The sequence below is a fragment of the Amycolatopsis circi genome, assembly GCF_003385235.1.
Lineage (GTDB): Bacteria > Actinomycetota > Actinomycetes > Mycobacteriales > Pseudonocardiaceae > Amycolatopsis > Amycolatopsis circi.
The window spans coordinates 1-16,020 of the sequence record NZ_PQIA01000062.1; the positions used below are offsets into that span (position 1 = coordinate 1).

Below are 16,020 nucleotides of genomic sequence, written 5' to 3' on the forward strand. Positions count from 1 at the left end.
GCCCCAGCCCACTCCCGCTCCACCCCCGCATCAGCCACCAGATCCGCTGTAACCGTCGCAGCCAGCGCCGCGGGCGCAGACCCGGATTCCCCATTCCAAGCCGGGAGCGCCGCAAGCAGCCCCCCGCAACGCCCGGGATTCGCCACCGCCCACTCCGCCGCGAGATGTGCCCCGAACGAAATCCCGCCCACCAGCAAGGTCCCGTACCGGTCAGCGAGACGGTCCAGCTCCGCCAAAAACGCCTCCGCGAGACCTGCCCCGGCAACCGGCGCGGGCGTGATCATCGGCACTCCCAGCGCGGCCATCGGCCCCCCGAACACCGAGCGCACGAAGACCTCGTCAGAGCCGGTACCGGGCAGCAGGACAGCGGCCGGGATACGGATTGCGGACGTCACGTTGCGATCTTGCCGCAAACCCGTTTCCCTGACTGGGACCACAGCTACGCTGGAACACGCAAGGGCCGAACGAAGTCGGGGGCCCCGGAGCACAGGAGCACACCATGTCCGCCAAGGAAGGCGGCTACTTCAGCCGGTTGGTTCGCAAGCTGACCAGCGACGTCGAGGACCTCGACGCCGACGAGATGTCCGAGAGGTCGGGTGCCGAAGGCGCGCAGCGCGCCTGTGACTGCCGGTCCGGCGAAGAGGTGACGGTGCTCGGCAGGCTGCGCAGCGTCGAGCTGTCGCCCACCGACGGGCCCGCCTCGCTGCAAGCGGAGCTGTTCGACGGCACGCAAGGCGTGACGCTAATCTGGCTGGGCAGGCGCCGGATTCCCGGCATCGAGCCCGGCCGCACCGTCAAGGTGCGCGGCCGGATGGCCGAACGGGACGGGCAGAAGGTGCTCTACAACCCGTATTACGAACTCCAGAGCCCGGTAGGGTGATCAACGCTCGTGACTGAACCCGCTCCTCCCCACGACGAGAAGGACGCGCCCGGAAACGGGGGCGACGAAGAGCGGCAGCCGACGCTGATGGAGCAGATGGGCGGGGTTTCCGGCCTGTTCTATTCCTCTGTGCCGGTCATCGTGTTCGTGCTCCTGAACGCGTTCTTCGGGCTCACCGTGGCGATCTGGGGCTCGATCGGCAGCGCGGTGGCGATCACCGTCCTGCGCGTCGTGCGCAAGGAGCCGCTGCAGCCGGCCATCTCGGGATTCTTCGGCGTCGCGATCGCGGCGTTCATCGCGTTCCGCACCGGGTCCGCGAAGGGTTTCTTCCTCTTCGGCATCTGGGCGAGCCTCGTGTACTGCGCCGTGTTCGTGATCTCGGTGCTGGTGCGCTGGCCGCTGGCGGGCGTCGTCTGGAACGCGCTCAACGGCAACGGCACCGCCTGGCGCAAGGACAAGCCGTCGCGCTACGGCTACGACGTCGCGACGCTCGCGATGGCCGTCATCTTCGCCGCCCGGTTCGTGGTGCAGCGCTGGCTGTACGACGGCAACCAGACCGGCTGGCTCGCGTTCGCCAAGATCGCGATGGGCTACCCGCTGTACGCGATCGGGCTGCTGGTGGTCGTCTGGGCGGTGCGCCGCTCCGACAAGCGGCTGAAGGCGCTCGCCGAAGAAGAACCGGAGCCGGAGACCGACGCGCAGGTGGAGGCGCGGCTGCGAGAGAAGTACGCGCAGACGCCGACCACCGAGACCTGATCTGACGCATGAAAAAGGGGCGGGCCCAACCGCGGGCCCGCCCCCTTTTCGTACGTCTCAGTAGCCCAGCGCCGTGCGGATCTCCGGCTCGACGTCCGAGGTCGCGACGAACAGCAGCTCGTCGCCCGCCTCCAGCGGGTCCTCCGGCTGCGGCACGATCACCCGGTCGCCGCGCAGGATGGTCACCAGCGCCGCGTCGCGCGGCAGCGCCAGTTCGCTCACCGGCTTGCCCGCCAGCGGCGTCTCCTCCGGCAGGGTGAGCTCCACCAGGTTCGCCTGCCCTTGCCGGAACGTCATGAGCCGCACCAGATCGCCGACGCTCACCGCCTCCTCGACCATCGCGGCGAGCATCCGCGGGGTCGACACGGCCACGTCGACGCCCCACGCGTCGGTGAACAGCCATTCGTTGGCCGGGTTGTTCACCCGCGCCACCACGCGGCGCACCGCGAACTCCGTCTTCGCCAGCAGCGACACCACGAGGTTCGCCTTGTCGTCGCCGCTCGCCGCGATCACGACGTCGCAGCGTTCGATGCCGGACTCCTCGAGGATCGACACCTCGCACGCGTCGCCGAGCACCCAGTCGGCCTGCGGAACGGATTCCGGCTCGAACTGGTCGGCGTCGCGCTCGATCAGCATCACCTGGTGGCGCCCGTCGATGAGTTCGGTGGCGATGGACTGCCCGACGGCTCCGGCGCCCGCGATCGCGACCCGCATCAGTTCTCCTCCTCGGGGGCGCGAGCGGCCAGGCTCGACACGTCTCCGACGGTGCCCGATCGCGCCGCCACCCACACGTCGTCGTCGGCCTGCACGACGGTCTTCGCGTCCGGCAGCACCGGGGTGCCGAAGCGCATCATGAACGCCACCCGCGCGCCGGTGGTCTCCTGCAGTTCGTGCACGCTGCGCCCGACCCAGCCCTCGTGCAGCGGCAGCTGCAGCAGCGCGACGTTGCCCGACGGGTCCCGCCACGCGGAGGCGACGCCGTCGGGCAGCAGGGTGCGCAGGAACCGGTCGGTCGTCCACGGCACGGTCGCGACGGTCGGGATGCCCAGCCGTTCGTACACCGCGGCGCGCTTGTGGTCGTAGATCCGCGCGACCACGTGCTCGATGCCGAAGTTCTCGCGCGCGACCCGCGCGGAGATGATGTTGGAATTGTCGCCGCTCGACACGGCCGCGAAGGCGCCCGCTCGCTCGATCCCGGCCTCGACGAGCACCCGGCGGTCGAAACCCGCCCCGACGACCTGCTGGCCGTGGAAGTCGCTGCCCAGCCTGCGGAACGCCTGCTGGTTCTTGTCGATGACGGCCACGTCGTGGCCGAGCCGCTCCAGCGCCGCGGCCAGAGACGCGCCGACGCGGCCGCATCCCATGATCACCACGTGCACGCTTAGCCTCCTCGCAGGGTGGGGATGACCCGGTCGTGGGTACCCTCGGACACCAGCGCCGAACCTACCTTGCGCCGACCCAGTTAGGCTCTCGTGGTGTCGAAGTTCCCGACCGTGTTGAAGCGGCTGGTCCTAGGGCGTCCGTTCCGCAGTGACCGTCTCTCCCACACTCTGTTGCCCAAGCGCATCGCGCTGCCCATTTTCGCCTCGGACGCGCTGTCCAGCGTGGCCTACGCGCCGGAGGAGATCTTCCTGACGCTGAGCGTCGCGGGCCTGTCCGCGTACGCCTTCGCGCCGTGGATCGGGGTCGCGGTCGCGCTGGTCATGCTCGTCGTCGTGGCGTCGTACCGGCAGAACGTGCACGCGTATCCGAGCGGCGGCGGCGACTACGAGGTCGCGACCACCAACCTCGGCGGGAAGTTCGGCCTGACAGTGGCGAGCGCGCTGCTGGTCGACTACGTGCTGACCGTCGCGGTGTCCACCTCGTCCGGGGTGGCCAACATCGGGTCGGCGATCCCGTGGGTGGCCAACCACAAGGTGATCACCGCCGTGGTGATCGTCGCCGTGCTGACCGCGCTCAATCTCCGCGGGGTGCGCGAATCGGGCAAAGCGTTCGCCATTCCCACCTACGGCTTTATCGCCGGCATCCTGATCATGGTCGTGTGGGGGCTGTTCCAGACCGCCACCGGCACCGAGATGCGCGCCGAGAGCGCGGGCTTCACGCTGCACGAGGAAGGCAGCTGGGCGGGCGTCGCGTTCGTGTTCCTGATCCTGCGGTCGTTCTCGTCCGGCGCGGCGGCGCTGACCGGGGTCGAGGCGATCAGCAACGGCGTGCCCGCGTTCCGCAAGCCGAAGTCGAAGAACGCGGCCACCACGCTGCTGCTGATGGGCGTGCTCGCGGTGACGATGCTCGTCGGGATCATCACGCTCGCGGTCGTCACGAAGGTGAACTTCGCCGAGGACCCGGCGCGGCAGCTGGCCGGCGCGCCCGCGGGCTACGAGCAGAAGACGATCGTCGCGCAGATCGCGCACGCGGTGTTCGAGAACTTCCCGCCCGCCTTCTACTACATCTCGTTCTCCACCGGCATCATCCTGCTGCTGGCCGCGAACACCGCGTTCAACGGCTTCCCGGTGCTCGGCTCGATCCTCGCCCAGGACCGCTACCTGCCGCGGCAGCTGCACACCCGCGGCGACCGGCTCGCGTTCTCCAACGGCATCCTGTTCCTCGCGGCCTTCGCGCTCGTGCTGATCATCGCGTTCGACGCGGAGGTCACCCGGCTGATCCAGCTGTACATCGTGGGCGTGTTCGTGTCGTTCACGGTGAGCCAGGCGGGCATGATCCGGCACTGGAACCGGTTGCTGGCCAAGGAGACCGACCCGGCGGCCCGGCGGCGGATGCGCCGTTCGCAGACGGTGAACGCGGTCGGCCTCACCATGACCGGCATCGTGCTGGTGATCGTGCTGATCACGAAGTTCCTGCTCGGCGCGTGGATCGCGATCGCCGCGATGGTGGCGATTTTCGCCCTGATGACGGCGATCCGGAAGCACTACGACCGGGTGTCCGAGGAACTCAAGGACATGGGCGACGCGCCGACCGTGCTGCCCTCGCGCAACCACGCGATCGTGCTGGTGTCCAAACTGCACCGGCCGACGCTGCGCGCGCTGGCCTACGCCAAGGCGATGCGCCCGGACGTCCTCGAGGCGGTCACGGTCAACGTGGACGATGCCGACACCCGCGCGCTGACCCAGGAATGGGAAGCGCACAAGTTCAAGGTGCCGCTGAAGGTCGTCGAATCGCCGTACCGGGAAATCACGAAGCCGGTGCTGGACTACGTGAAGCGGGTCCGCGGCGCCAACCCGCGCGACGTCGTCACGGTGTTCATTCCCGAGTACGTCGTGGGGCACTGGTGGGAGCAGGTCCTGCACAACCAGAGTGCGTTGCGGCTCAAGGGAAGGCTGCTGTTCCAGCCGGGCGTGGTGGTGGCGAGCGTGCCGTGGCAGCTGGAGTCGTCGCAGAAGGCGGCCGCGCGGATGCGCAAGGCCCGCCCCTCCGCCGGTGACGTCCGGCGCGGATTCACTCCCGGCACCCCTCGACCGGCGGATGCCAAGAAGCCAGCCCCTGCGACAAAGGAAACATCAGAATGAGCGACAGCTGGCTAGGCCGCGTACTGGAACTGGAAGTAGGTCCAGTCGCGCACGGCGGGCACTGTGTGTCGCGTGTGGACGGACGAGTGCTGTTCGTACGGCACGCGCTGCCCGGCGAACGCGTGCGGGCCGAAGTGACCGAAGACAAGGGCGGTTCGTTCTGCCGGGCCGACGCGATCGAGGTGCTCAGCGGGTCCGAGCATCGCGTGACGCCGCCGTGTCCGCTCGCCGCACCGGGCGGCTGCGGGGGTTGCGACTGGCAGCACGCCGAACCGGCCTACCAGCGTGAACTGAAGGCCGCGGTGGTGGCCGAACAGCTGCAGCGGCTTGCCGGGATCACGCGCGAGGTGGTCGTGGAGCCGCTCGACGGCGGCCCGCTCGGCTGGCGCAGCCGGGTGCGGCTGGTCGCCGGACAGGACGGCCGGGCCGGGTTGCGCGCGCATCACAGCCACCGCGTCATCCCGATCGACGACTGCCCGATCGCGGTGCCGGGCTCGCTCGACGCCGCGCTGGGCAAGCGCTGGCGGCCGGGCGTCGAACTGGAAGCGACCAGCGACGGCGACAACCACCTCCACCTGCGCGAACTCGTCACGGTGCGCGGGCGCACGCAGGGCAAGCAGCTGTCCGGCGGCATGGCGATCCAGCACGCGGCGGGGCGGGACTGGCGGCTCGACGCGCACGGATTCTGGCAGGTCCACCCGCACGCGGCGGACACGCTCGCGGAGCTTGTCCGGGAATGGGCCGACGCGCCGAGCGGCGGGGTCGCCTGGGATCTGTACGCCGGGGTCGGGCTGTTCGCTTCGGTGCTGGCCGAGCAGGTCGGCCCGGACGGGCAGGTGCTGGCGATCGAATCCGGCCGGCGCGCGGTGACCGAGGGCGAGCGCAATCTTTCCGACCTGCCGCAGGTCAGCTGGCGTTCCGGGCGCGTGGAACACCTCATCGGGGACGCGCCGACGCCGGTCGACGTCGTGGTCCTCGACCCGCCGCGCAAGGGAGCCGGTCGAGAGGTGGTCAACGCGATCGCGGCCGGCGAGCCGGACCGGATCGTCTACGTGGCCTGCGACCCGGCGGCGTTGGCGCGGGACGTGCAGTTCTTCTCCGAGCACGGGTATTCGCTGACGGATTTGCGGGCTTTCGACGCGTTCCCGATGACGCATCACGTGGAGTGCGTCGCGCTGCTGCAGTGATCTACCGGGCTCGTTGGGCGGCAGCCGCCGCGGCGAGTCCGGTCGCGGCTAAGACCAGTCCCGACGCGAGCCTGACCCAGGCCCCGGCCGCTGGCTGTACGTCGGCGGACGGGGCCAGCCGGTTCGCGCCGGGGAGCGTGATCACGAGGTAGCGCAGGAGGATTCCGGCTGTCGCAAGGCCGGTCAGGGTGGTGAAGGCCAGCGGTTCGGCTTGGTGTCGGCGCAGGGTCAGGACTGCCAGTGCGAACGCGAGCGCTCATGCTCCCGCGCAGGCCAGGCGGAGGCCGAGATCAGGTCGGGTTCCGCCGTGCCGGGTGGAAGGTGCGACGGCAGGTAGTGCGCGGTCGGCAGGGCAAGGCCGACGCCCACCGCGGCGGTCGCTCCGGCCCACGCGAGCGCCCGATTGCCTGTCCCGCAAGGAAGTCTACGTCCGTGCCGTGGTTCGGCCGCGGTTCTTGCCTACGCGGTCTCGCGGCCCGTTCGGTGCGGGCGGACGGTTTCGGCGTGCGTCTCGGCTCGGTGTGAGTTCGGGTCTCGATTGCCTGTCCCGAAACGAAATCTGCGCCTTGAGCGCGGGCCGGTCCGGGCGTGTGGTGGTGACTTTTAGTAACAGTTTGATTACGCGAGAACCTTGGCACTGCTCGCTGGCGACTGACCTGATGTGCATCGAGGAGGGTGCGCGCTCCGGCAACGGGCCGGAGGTCGAAGCGAGGGGTGGACATGATTCTGCGCAAAATGCTGGCAATGGCAGGTGCTCTGCTGACGGGCCGGGTTGCCCGCGGCGAGCGGGTGGTCGCGCCCGCTGGGACACCACCACCCGCTCGAAGGTCAGCTCCGGTCTTCCTTGAGCATGTCCGCACACTTCTCGCCGATCGCCATCGTCGTGATGCACGGGTTCACCGTGACGAGGAACGGCATCACCGAAGCGTCGGCCACCCGCAGGCCGTCGACGCCGCGGACGCGCAGGCGGGCGTCCAGGACCGCCTCCGGGTCGCCGTCCGCGCCCATCCGGGCCGTGCACGCCGGGTGGTACACGGTGTTGTGCGTTTTGCGGAGGTAGTCGGCGATCTCGTCGTCGGTCTTGCAGTCGCGGCCCGGCGCGAGTTCCACGCCGGCCCATTCGTCGAGGGCGGGCTGCGCGGCGATCTCGCGGGCGAGCTTCACGCCGTAGGTCATCACGCGCATGTCGTACTCGTCGGTGAAGTAGCGCGGGTCGACGCGCGGCTTGTCGCGGAAGTCGCGGGTGCGCAGCCGCACCGTGCCCCGCGATCGGCTGCGCGTCACGTTCGGCGTGAGGCAGAAGCCGTTCTCCGTCGTCGGATAGCCGTGCCGGACGGTGTTCAGGTCGAACGGGACCGAGCCGTAGTGGAACATCAGGTCCGGGCGGTCCAGGCCGTCCTCGGTCATGGTGAAGATGCCGATTTCCCACCACTGCGTGGATTCGGTGACCATCGGCTGCAGGGCGTCCCACATCACCAGGCCCTCGGGGTGGTCCTCGAGGTTCGAGCCGACGCCCGGCGAGTCCACGAGCACCTCGACGCCGACCTCGCGCAGGTGCTCGGCGGGCCCGATGCCGGACAGCATCAGCAGTTTCGGCGTGTCGATCGCGCCGGAGCTGACCACGACCTCGCGGCGCGCGGTGATCCGGCTGTGGTGGATCAGGTCCGGCTCCAGCACCTCGACGCCGGTGCAGCGGCGGCCGTCGAACAGCAGCCGGCTCGCCCGGAGGCCGGTGCGGATCTCCAGGTTCGGCCGCTTGCCCATGATCGGGTGCAGATAGGACACCGACGCCGAGGACCGGGTGCCGTCCTCGCGGGCGTTGATCTGGAACCAGTTCGCGCCGTGGGTGACCGTCTTGCCGGAGTTGAACTCCGTCGTCGGGATGCCCGCCTGGTCGCACGCGGACAGCAGCGCCGCGCCGGCCGGGTCGTTCGGCGGGACCGACCGGATGGTGACCGGTCCGGAGCGGCCGTGGTGGTCGCCGGGGCCGTCGTTGGTCTCCAACCGCTTGTACAGCGGGAAAACGTCGGCGGCGGACCAGCCCGGCAGGCCCATCGAGGCCCATTCGTCGAGGTCCTCGGAAGGGGCCCAGAACGCGATGCACGAGTTGTGCGACGAGCAGCCGCCGAGCACGCGGGCGCGGGCCTGGCGCAGGTAGGAGTTGCCCGCTTCCTGCGGCTCCACGAGGTAATCCCAGTCGTAGCCGGATTCCAGCAGGCCCATCCAGCGGGTCAGCTCCAGCACCTCCGGTATGTCCGTGTCGGACGGTCCGGCTTCGAGGAGGCAGACCGTCACGTCCGGATCCTCCGACAGCCGGGCGGCCACCACCGATCCGGCCGTGCCGCCGCCGACCACCACGTAGTCGAACTCGCTTGCGCTCACCGGGAAACCTCCTCGTCGGGCGCGGAGGCGGCGGCGTGGTCCGCCAGCACTCCGACCTTGTGCCGTTGCACGAACCAGTAATAGGCGAAGCCGCCGGCCGCGAAGACGCCGACGAACAACACCGAAATCCACTGCAGATACCAGTGGTAGGGAGGGGACGCGTTGTAGATCTCGTTGCGGGGCCAGGCCAGGTTGATCGTCATCGCGCCGCCCCACAGCACCCCGAGCACGTTCACCGGGAGGCCCCAGCGGCCGAGGGAGAACCGGCCGGCCGGGGTGCCCTCGCGCGGCCAGCGGCCGCGCAGCCGGCGGATCAGCATGGGCACGGTCACGAGGAGGTAGGACAGGTAGATCAGGATGATCGCGAGGCTGGTCACGGCCGAGAAGATCTGCGTGGAGTTGATGTTCAGCACCAGCAGCGCGACCGCGAGCACGCCGATCACGATCGCGGGCAGCACCGGGGTGCCGGTCGTTTTGTTGACCCGCGCCAGCTTCCGGCCGCCGGGCAGCGCATTGTCGCGGGCCATCGCGAACGCGATCCGGATCGCCGCGGTGTGCACCGCCAGCACGCACACCGTGATCGCGATGAACACGACGAACAGGAACACGCGTCCGATCGCCGGACCGAGCGCGTCGGTGAGCACGTACTGCAGGCCGACCGTGCCGAGTTCCGGCGCGTGGATGTTGCCCACGGCCATGAGCGCGAACAGGATGATCAGCCCGCCGAGCACGAAGGAGGCCACCAGCGCCCGCAGGATCGCCTTCGGCGCGTTCCGGTGCGGGTTCAGGGATTCCTCGCCGAGCGAGGCCGCGGTGTCGAAGCCGTACATCACGTAGGAGGAGGCGATGCCGGCGATCAGGAAAGCCCCGAGGTAGCCGGACGAATGCCCGGCCTCGGTGCCGTTCGTCTGGGTCACCACCGACGGGCCGCGGACGAAGTGGAACGCCAGGAACACCACCAGCAGCACCGCGAACAGCAGCTCGACGAACACGCCCGCGCTGTTGATCCGCGCCATCAGCTTCACGCCGAACGCGTTGATCAGCGTGGTGAACACGATCAGCACGGTGGCCAGCAGCACACCGTTGGCCGCGTCGCTGGTGCCTGTGCCGTCGCCGATGAACTGGAAGAACGACGTGATCTGCGGCAGCGTCCGCTGGTAGGCGAGCGCGGTCGCGGAGATCGAGACGATCGAGGCCAGCAGCATCATCCAGCCGGCCATCCACGCGATGTGCGGGTTGCTGAGCTTCTTCGCCCAGTTGTAGACCGACCCGGCGACCGGGTACTGCGCGGCCAGTTCGGCGAAGCAGAGAGCCACCATCAGCTGCCCGATGAATACCGCGGGCCAGGACCACCAGTAGGCCGGACCGCCCTCGGAGAGGCCGAGGTAGGACAGCTGGAACACCCCGGTCAGCACCGAGATGTAGCTGATGCCGGCAGCGAAGGTGTGGAAACTGCCGAGCGTTCTCTTGAGCTGGTTGGTGTAGCCGAATTCGCCGAGTTCGCGATCGCCGGTGTCGCTCAAGGGCGGAAGTTCCTTTCGGTGGGGGAGGGGGATCAGCCGGAGAACCAGTGCTGGGGACCAGGCTTCAGGTTCTGGTGGATGTGTTTGACCTCGGTGTATTCCGCAAGTCCGGTCGGGCCGAGTTCGCGGCCGAAGCCGGACTGCTTGTAGCCGCCCCATTCGGCCTGCGGCAGGTACGGGTGGTAGTCGTTGATCCACACCGTGCCGTGCCGGAGCCGGTTCGCGACGCGCTGGGCGCGGGCGGCGTCCTGGGTGAACACGCCGCCGGCCAGGCCGTAGTGGGTGTCGTTGGCGATGCGGATCGCGTCGTCCTCGTCGGTGAACGTCTCCACGGTCAGCACCGGGCCGAAGGACTCTTCGACGACCGCGGTGCTGCCCTGCTGGACGTTGTCGAGGATTGTCGGCAGGTAGTAGAAGCCGTCCTGCAGCGCCGGGTCGTCCGGACGCTTGCCGCCGGTGCGCAGGACCGCGCCCTCCTCGATGGCGGTCGCGACGTAGCGCTCCACCTTCTCGCGGTGTGCGGCGGAGATGAGCGGCCCGGTCTCGGCGTTCTCGTCGAAAGGGCCGCCGAGGCGGATCCGCTCCGCGCGACGCACCAGCTCGTCGACGAACTCGTCGTGCCATTCGCGCTGAATGATCAGCCGCGCGCCCGCCGAGCAAACCTGCCCGGAGTGCAGGAACACCGCGGTGAGCGCGTAGTCGACGGCGGTCTCGAAATCCGCGTCGGCGAACACGACATTCGGGTTCTTTCCGCCGAGTTCGAGCGCGACCTTCTTCACCGTCGCCGCCGCGTTCGCCGCGATCACCCGTCCGGTGGCCAGCCCGCCCGTGAACGACACGAGGTCGACGTCCGGGTGCTCCGACAGCGGGGCTCCGGCGGCCGGGCCCGCGCCGAGCACCAGGTTCGCGACGCCGCCGGGCAGTCCGGCCTCGGCGAGCAGCCGCATGAACAGGACCGAGGTGTGCGGCGTCAGCTCGCTCGGTTTGAGCACGAACGTGTTGCCCGCGGCCAGCGCCGGGGCGATCTTCCACACCGTCTGCAACAGCGGGTAGTTCCACGGGGTGATCAGGCCGCACACGCCGACCGGTTCGTGCACGATCCGGCTGAACGAGTCCGCGCTGCCGGTGTCCACGACCCGGCCCGCGTCGTTGCCCGCGAGCTTGCCGAAATAACGCAGGCAAGCCGCGATGTCGCTCATGTCGTAACGGCTTTCGACCAGGCGTTTGCCGGTGTCCAGCGATTCGGCGCGGGCGAACTCCTCCGCGTCGCGGTCGAGCAGGTCGGCCGCGCGCAGCAGCAGGTTTCCGCGTTCGCCGGCCGGGGTGCCGGGCCACGGGCCGGTGTCGAATGCCCGGCGCGCCGCGGCGATGGCGGCCTCGGTGTCTTCCGCGGTCGCTTCGGCGACCTCGGCGACCAGGCTGCCGTCCGCGGGACACCGGATCTCGCGTCGCCCGCCCGCACGCGCGTCCACCCATTCGCCGCCGATGTACAAGTCCGCCATGGAGTCCTCTCGAGGTCGGGGGTCCGTCCGGGATTATCACGGCCACGCGGGGTGACCGCGACTTGACTGACCGGGCTGGTGATCTTCCCCGCTCGTGGAGTTGCGTTCTCCTCGGAGCTGTGATCCGGGACGCGGGCGGCCGGACCGAGGTGGCGCGCGTCCGTAGACTGGCCGGAACCGGCGGAGGAAGAAACGGGCGAGGTGGAGCGGTGACCATGCTGGACTCGGTGCACGGACCGGCGGATCTGAAGCGCATGAGCGTCGAGGACCTCGGCGAGCTGGCGGCCGAGATCAGGGACTTCCTCGTGGACAAGGTCCGCCGCAGCGGCGGGCACCTTGGCCCCAACCTGGGCGTCGTCGAGCTGACGCTGGCGCTGCACCGGGTGTTCGACTCGCCGCGCGACGCGATCGTGTGGGACGTCGGGCACCAGGCGTACGTGCACAAGATCGTCACCGGGCGACACGTCGACTTCGACCTGCTTCGCCAGCAGGGCGGCCCCACCGGGTACCCCTGCCGCGGCGAGAGCGAGCACGACCTGGTGGAGAACAGCCACGCCTCCACCGCACTGTCCTATGTGGACGGAATGGCGAAGGCGTTCGAGCTGTCCGGCGGCCCGCGCAGGCACGCGATCGCGGTGGTCGGCGACGGCGCGCTCACCGGCGGCATGTGCTGGGAGGCGCTCAACAACATCGCCGGGCGCAAGGATCGCCCGGTCGTGATCGTGGTGAACGACAACGGCCGGTCGTACTCGCCGACCATCGGCGGGATGGCCGACCACCTCGCGTCGCTGCGCCTGCAGCCGGGCTACGAGCGGCTGCTGGACGGCGGGCGCGAACTGCTGCGCAGTACCCCGGTGGTGGGCAAGCCGATCTACGCGGCGCTGCACGCCGCCAAGGCTGGCATCAAGGACGCGCTGAGCCCGCAGGTGATGTTCTCCGACCTCGGCCTGAAGTACCTCGGCCCGGTCGACGGGCACGACCTCGTGGCGCTGGAGAAGGCGTTCCAGAGCGCGCGGGCGTTCGGCGGTTCGGTGATCGTGCACGTGGTCACCGAGAAGGGCCACGGCTACGCGCCGGCGGTGAACCACCAGGCCGACCAGATGCACCAGACCGACCCGATCGACCCGGAGACCGGCCTGCCGCCGGTGAAGGGCCCCAGCTGGACCGGCGTGTTCGGCGACGAGCTGGCGAAGATCGGCGAGGAGCGGGAGGACGTCGTGGCGATCACCGCCGCGATGCTGCGCTCGACCGGTCTGGAGAAGTTCTCCGAGCGCTTCCCGGACCGCTGGTTCGACGTCGGCATCGCCGAACAGCACGCGGTGACGTCCGCGGCCGGCCTCGCGATGGGCGGTTGTCATCCGGTCGTCGCGCTCTATTCGACGTTCCTGAACCGGGCGTTCGACCAGGTGCTGATGGACGTCGCGCTGCACCGCCAGCCGGTGACGTTCGTGCTGGACCGCGCCGGCATCACCGGCCCGGACGGCCCGAGCCACCACGGCATGTGGGACCTGTCGCTGCTGGGCATGGTGCCGGGCATGCGCGTGGCCGCGCCGCGCGACCCGGGAACCCTGCGCGAGGAACTGCGCGAGGCAGTCGCAGTACAGGACGGCCCGACCGCATTGCGCTTCTCGAAGGGCAGCGTCGGCCCGGACGTGCCCGCGGTGGAGCGGATCGGCACGGTCGACCTGCTGCGCCGCCCCTCGGGCTCGACGGACGTGCTGCTCGTCGCGGTAGGCCCGTTCGCGCAACTGGCACTGTCGGCCGCGGACCGCCTTGCTGACCAAGGCATCGGCGTGACAGTCGCAGACCCGCGCTGGGTGGTCCCGGTGCCCGCCGAACTGGTCGCGCTGGCGGAACAGCACAAACTCGTAGTGACAGTCGAAGACAGCGGCCGCCACGGCGGTTTCGGCTCAGCCCTGGCGGCGGTGCTGCGCGACGCCGAATGCGACGTCCCGCTGCGGGATCTCGCGGTGCCGCAGGCATTCCACGACCACGGAACCCGCGCCGAGGTGCTGGACCGAATCGGCCTGACCGCCCAGGACGTGGCGAGGCGAATCACGGAATGGGCCTCGGGACGGCTGGGCTCGGACGTCGAAGAGACCGCGGGGCAGAAGCCGCGCGCCTGAGCGGCGAGTGGCGTGGGCTGGAAGAAGACTCGCTGGTTGAGCAGTTGAATGGCGGGTTCCCGGGGCTGGGACCCGCCATTTTTCCGGGTTCGGCGCAGGGAGACTGCCCGCTGCCGGAACAGCTAGCCCTTCGACGGGGTTTCGGCGGTGAAGGTCTGGTCGATGTCCGGGATCCAGTTACAGATCTCCAGTGTCTTCATTCTCGAAGTGTGCCAGGTCTTCCGGCGGCTTCCTGTTCGAGCGCGACACGCACAGCGTGCGGCTCACCGGCGACGGTGAGACGATGACCGGCTTCGCTCGCGGCATTCTTGATCAGCAGGATCGCGCACTGCGCTATTTCTCCCGAACCGGGCCCGCGCGGCGGGCCCGGTTCGGGTGTGCGAGGACTTCCTGCTCGGCCGGGTTCCGCGGCGCGCATCCGGGAATCGACCTCGAACTGTCGGTCGAGTTGAGCGAGGTGCTGCATTCCCGGCTCGCCGACGGAGACCTCGACCTGGTGCTGGCTAAGCGGCGACTCCGGGCAGGGCGTGCGGCGGGACCCGCTCGTGTGTGGTGGTGGCTGGAACTGGTCCCGGGCGAACCGCTGCCGCTCGTCCTCTACCCGGAGCCGAGCGTCACCCGGGCTCGCGCACTGGACGCGTTGCGCCGCAACGGTGTCCAGTGGCGGATCGGCTGCGTCAGCGACCGGCTTAACGGCCTGCGGTTCGCGCTCGAAGCCGGGCTCGGCGCCGGCTTGTTCGCGGTGTCCGTGGTCCCGGACGGGCTGGTCCCGGTCGCGGGGCTGCCTGCTCCGGGGTTGGTGACGTTCGTGCTGAGCCACCGGGGAACGGCACGGGGTTCGGCAGCGGCGTTGGCAGACACGATCCTGTCGGCCCGGTGGAGCCGTCCAGGCTGGGTATTGCCCGCAGTTCCGAGAAGGTCCTGACCACGGCTGATGTCGTTCCGGTCAGCAATCGCGGAAAATAAGGAGCCCCAGGCGCTTGCAAGCAGAGGCGACCCTGGGGCGTTCGAGGAACACGATAGCATCGAGCGGTGTCGTCTGTCGACGTAGACCGAACCGTGGTCTGGAACATGCTGTCCGAACCGAGGATGGCGCCCTACCTGGCTGAAGCGGGAGGAGATCGCGACCTCGCGCTGGATCTGTATGCGTGGAGCGCGCGCATGTCGTCGGCTGCCTTCCTGACAGTCGGTCATCTAGAGGTGCTGCTGCGCAACGCTCTCGATCGGTGTTTGCGCGAGCATTTCCGCGAAGACGATTGCGGCATTCCCTGGTTCTTGCTTCAGGTGCCTGGCGGCGACTACGTCGAGCAGGCGGTGTCCGCTGTCCGCCATCGGCTTCGTGCCTTGCGACAGGAAACACGGCACCAGATCGTCGCCGGATTGAGCTTTGGCTTCTGGACGGGCTTGCTGGGGCCGAAGTACGAACAGCTTTGGCGGGAGTGCCTGCGACACGCCTTTCCTTATTCCAATGGCACACGCAAGCAGGTTGTCGTCGCGGCAGAACGGGTCCGCAAGTTCCGGAACCGGCTGGCACACCACGACTCGACGATCAACGTGGATATCCCTTTCGAGATCCGGAAGCTTGTCGAACTGGCGTCGTACATCGATGGCGATGCGGCACGATGGCTGGAGCAATGCAGCCCCGCGATGGCTGTTTACGCCGAGCGTCCAGTCACCGCTGAGGACACAGTGGTCGTTCCCGCGAAACACGCATGGCCGCTCTACGAGGAAGTGCGTGCCTATGTATGCCAGTCCGGTCGTGCTTTTCGCCCAGTTCAGCGGATTGCTTTCTACTCCGACCGGGAAATCAAGCAGGATGTTCCGGCGGTTGTCCACCGCCGGGACGGCGTCGAGTGGACACCCGAGTCGGCCGGTCGGCTGCGAGCATCGGATGACCGGTTCGACCGCAAGATCGCTGCGGTGATCGAAGCTTCCGCCGGTGCTTGGCGCCATGGGCGATACCAGGTGTTTCTGTTGACGAAGCCGGGCGATCAGACCCATCGGCAGTTGAGTGCGCCCCTTCCGCACAGCGGTAGCGGACGGGGCTCGGCTTTCGTGCAGAAGCAACGGTATGTATCGCTTCACGCGTTGGAAACAGCTCGATCGACAGTTGACTTGTGAAATAAGAACTGCGGGTCCC

Annotated in this window: 12 protein-coding genes and 1 pseudogene; 7 read left to right on the top strand and 6 right to left on the bottom strand. The window is 69.1% G+C overall.

Going from position 1 to position 16,020, the window contains the following annotated elements:
- Nucleotides 1-395 (bottom strand): annotated as a pseudogene (locus D0D37_RS24750) (alpha/beta hydrolase); the annotation flags it as partial.
- A 104-nt stretch (nucleotides 396-499) separates the two neighbouring features.
- On the opposite strand from D0D37_RS24750, the gene D0D37_RS24755 reads away from it, so the two are divergent.
- Together D0D37_RS24755 and D0D37_RS24760 are read left to right on the top strand one after the other, a co-directional pair.
- Entirely contained in the window at nucleotides 500-880 is a 381-nt protein-coding gene (locus D0D37_RS24755; protein WP_116202958.1) for an OB-fold nucleic acid binding domain-containing protein, read from the top strand.
- Nucleotides 881-889: 9 nt separating this feature from the next.
- Nucleotides 890-1,636 (top strand): DUF3159 domain-containing protein, encoded by a 747-nt coding sequence (locus D0D37_RS24760; protein WP_425266967.1) that lies wholly within the window; start codon nucleotides 890-892, stop codon nucleotides 1,634-1,636.
- Nucleotides 1,637-1,693: 57 nt separating this feature from the next.
- Here D0D37_RS24760 and D0D37_RS24765 read toward each other — a convergent pair whose 3' ends face one another.
- Together D0D37_RS24765 and D0D37_RS24770 are read right to left on the bottom strand one after the other, a co-directional pair.
- Nucleotides 1,694-2,350, bottom strand: coding sequence for a potassium channel family protein (locus D0D37_RS24765; RefSeq protein ID WP_116202959.1), 657 nt, complete (start codon nucleotides 2,348-2,350; stop codon nucleotides 1,694-1,696).
- Nucleotides 2,350-3,015 carry a potassium channel family protein gene (locus tag D0D37_RS24770; protein WP_116202960.1) on the bottom strand — a complete coding sequence of 222 codons (666 nt, stop codon included), beginning with the start codon at nucleotides 3,013-3,015 and terminating at the stop codon, nucleotides 2,350-2,352. Before D0D37_RS24770 ends, D0D37_RS24765 begins: the two co-directional genes overlap by 1 nt.
- 96 nt (nucleotides 3,016-3,111) lie before the next feature.
- Here D0D37_RS24770 and D0D37_RS24775 point away from each other — a divergent pair, with 96 nt between their 5' ends.
- Nucleotides 3,112-5,160: an APC family permease gene (locus D0D37_RS24775; protein WP_116202991.1), complete on the top strand. Its 2,049-nt coding sequence runs from the start codon at nucleotides 3,112-3,114 to the stop codon at nucleotides 5,158-5,160.
- On the top strand, nucleotides 5,157-6,347 hold the full coding sequence (locus D0D37_RS24780; RefSeq protein WP_116202961.1) for a class I SAM-dependent RNA methyltransferase: 1,191 nt from the start codon (nucleotides 5,157-5,159) through the stop codon (nucleotides 6,345-6,347). Before D0D37_RS24775 ends, D0D37_RS24780 begins: the two co-directional genes overlap by 4 nt.
- 828 nt (nucleotides 6,348-7,175) lie before the next feature.
- On the opposite strand, the gene D0D37_RS24790 is transcribed toward D0D37_RS24780, so the two are convergent.
- Genes D0D37_RS24790 through D0D37_RS24800 form a run of 3 tightly spaced genes read right to left on the bottom strand, consistent with a single transcriptional unit; the run spans nucleotide 7,176 to nucleotide 11,754 of the window.
- Nucleotides 7,176-8,729, bottom strand: coding sequence for a GMC family oxidoreductase (locus D0D37_RS24790; RefSeq protein WP_116202962.1), 1,554 nt, complete (start codon nucleotides 8,727-8,729; stop codon nucleotides 7,176-7,178).
- Nucleotides 8,726-10,252, bottom strand: a complete 1,527-nt coding sequence (locus D0D37_RS24795; protein WP_116202963.1) for an APC family permease — start codon at nucleotides 10,250-10,252, stop codon at nucleotides 8,726-8,728. The genes D0D37_RS24790 and D0D37_RS24795 overlap by 4 nt, the downstream gene beginning before the upstream one ends.
- A gap of 32 nt (nucleotides 10,253-10,284) precedes the next feature.
- Entirely contained in the window at nucleotides 10,285-11,754 is a 1,470-nt protein-coding gene (locus tag D0D37_RS24800; protein ID WP_116202964.1) for an aldehyde dehydrogenase family protein, read from the bottom strand.
- Between the two features lie 209 nt (nucleotides 11,755-11,963).
- Here D0D37_RS24800 and dxs point away from each other — a divergent pair, with 209 nt between their 5' ends.
- The 3 genes from dxs (at nucleotide 11,964) to D0D37_RS24815 (ending at nucleotide 16,001) form a co-directional block, all read left to right on the top strand.
- Nucleotides 11,964-13,880, top strand: coding sequence for a 1-deoxy-D-xylulose-5-phosphate synthase (gene dxs / locus D0D37_RS24805; RefSeq protein WP_116202965.1), 1,917 nt, complete (start codon nucleotides 11,964-11,966; stop codon nucleotides 13,878-13,880).
- Between the two features lie 190 nt (nucleotides 13,881-14,070).
- Nucleotides 14,071-14,805: a LysR substrate-binding domain-containing protein gene (locus tag D0D37_RS24810; protein ID WP_116202966.1), complete on the top strand. Its 735-nt coding sequence runs from the start codon at nucleotides 14,071-14,073 to the stop codon at nucleotides 14,803-14,805.
- A gap of 107 nt (nucleotides 14,806-14,912) precedes the next feature.
- The gene (locus D0D37_RS24815) at nucleotides 14,913-16,001 is read left to right on the top strand and encodes a hypothetical protein (RefSeq protein ID WP_244223659.1); all 1,089 of its coding nucleotides are present in this window, start codon (nucleotides 14,913-14,915) and stop codon (nucleotides 15,999-16,001) included.
- Nucleotides 16,002-16,020: the final 19 nt, after the last annotated feature.

Excerpts from the sequence above, each read along its gene's own strand:
- D0D37_RS24755 (WP_116202958.1), top strand. The coding sequence starts at position 500 with ATGTCCGCCAAGGAAGGCGGCTACTTCAGCCGGTTGGTTCGCAAGCTG.
- D0D37_RS24765 (WP_116202959.1), bottom strand. The coding sequence starts at position 2,350 with ATGCGGGTCGCGATCGCGGGCGCCGGAGCCGTCGGGCAGTCCATCGCC.
- D0D37_RS24780 (WP_116202961.1), top strand. The coding sequence starts at position 5,157 with ATGAGCGACAGCTGGCTAGGCCGCGTACTGGAACTGGAAGTAGGTCCA.
- D0D37_RS24800 (WP_116202964.1), bottom strand. The coding sequence starts at position 11,754 with ATGGCGGACTTGTACATCGGCGGCGAATGGGTGGACGCGCGTGCGGGC.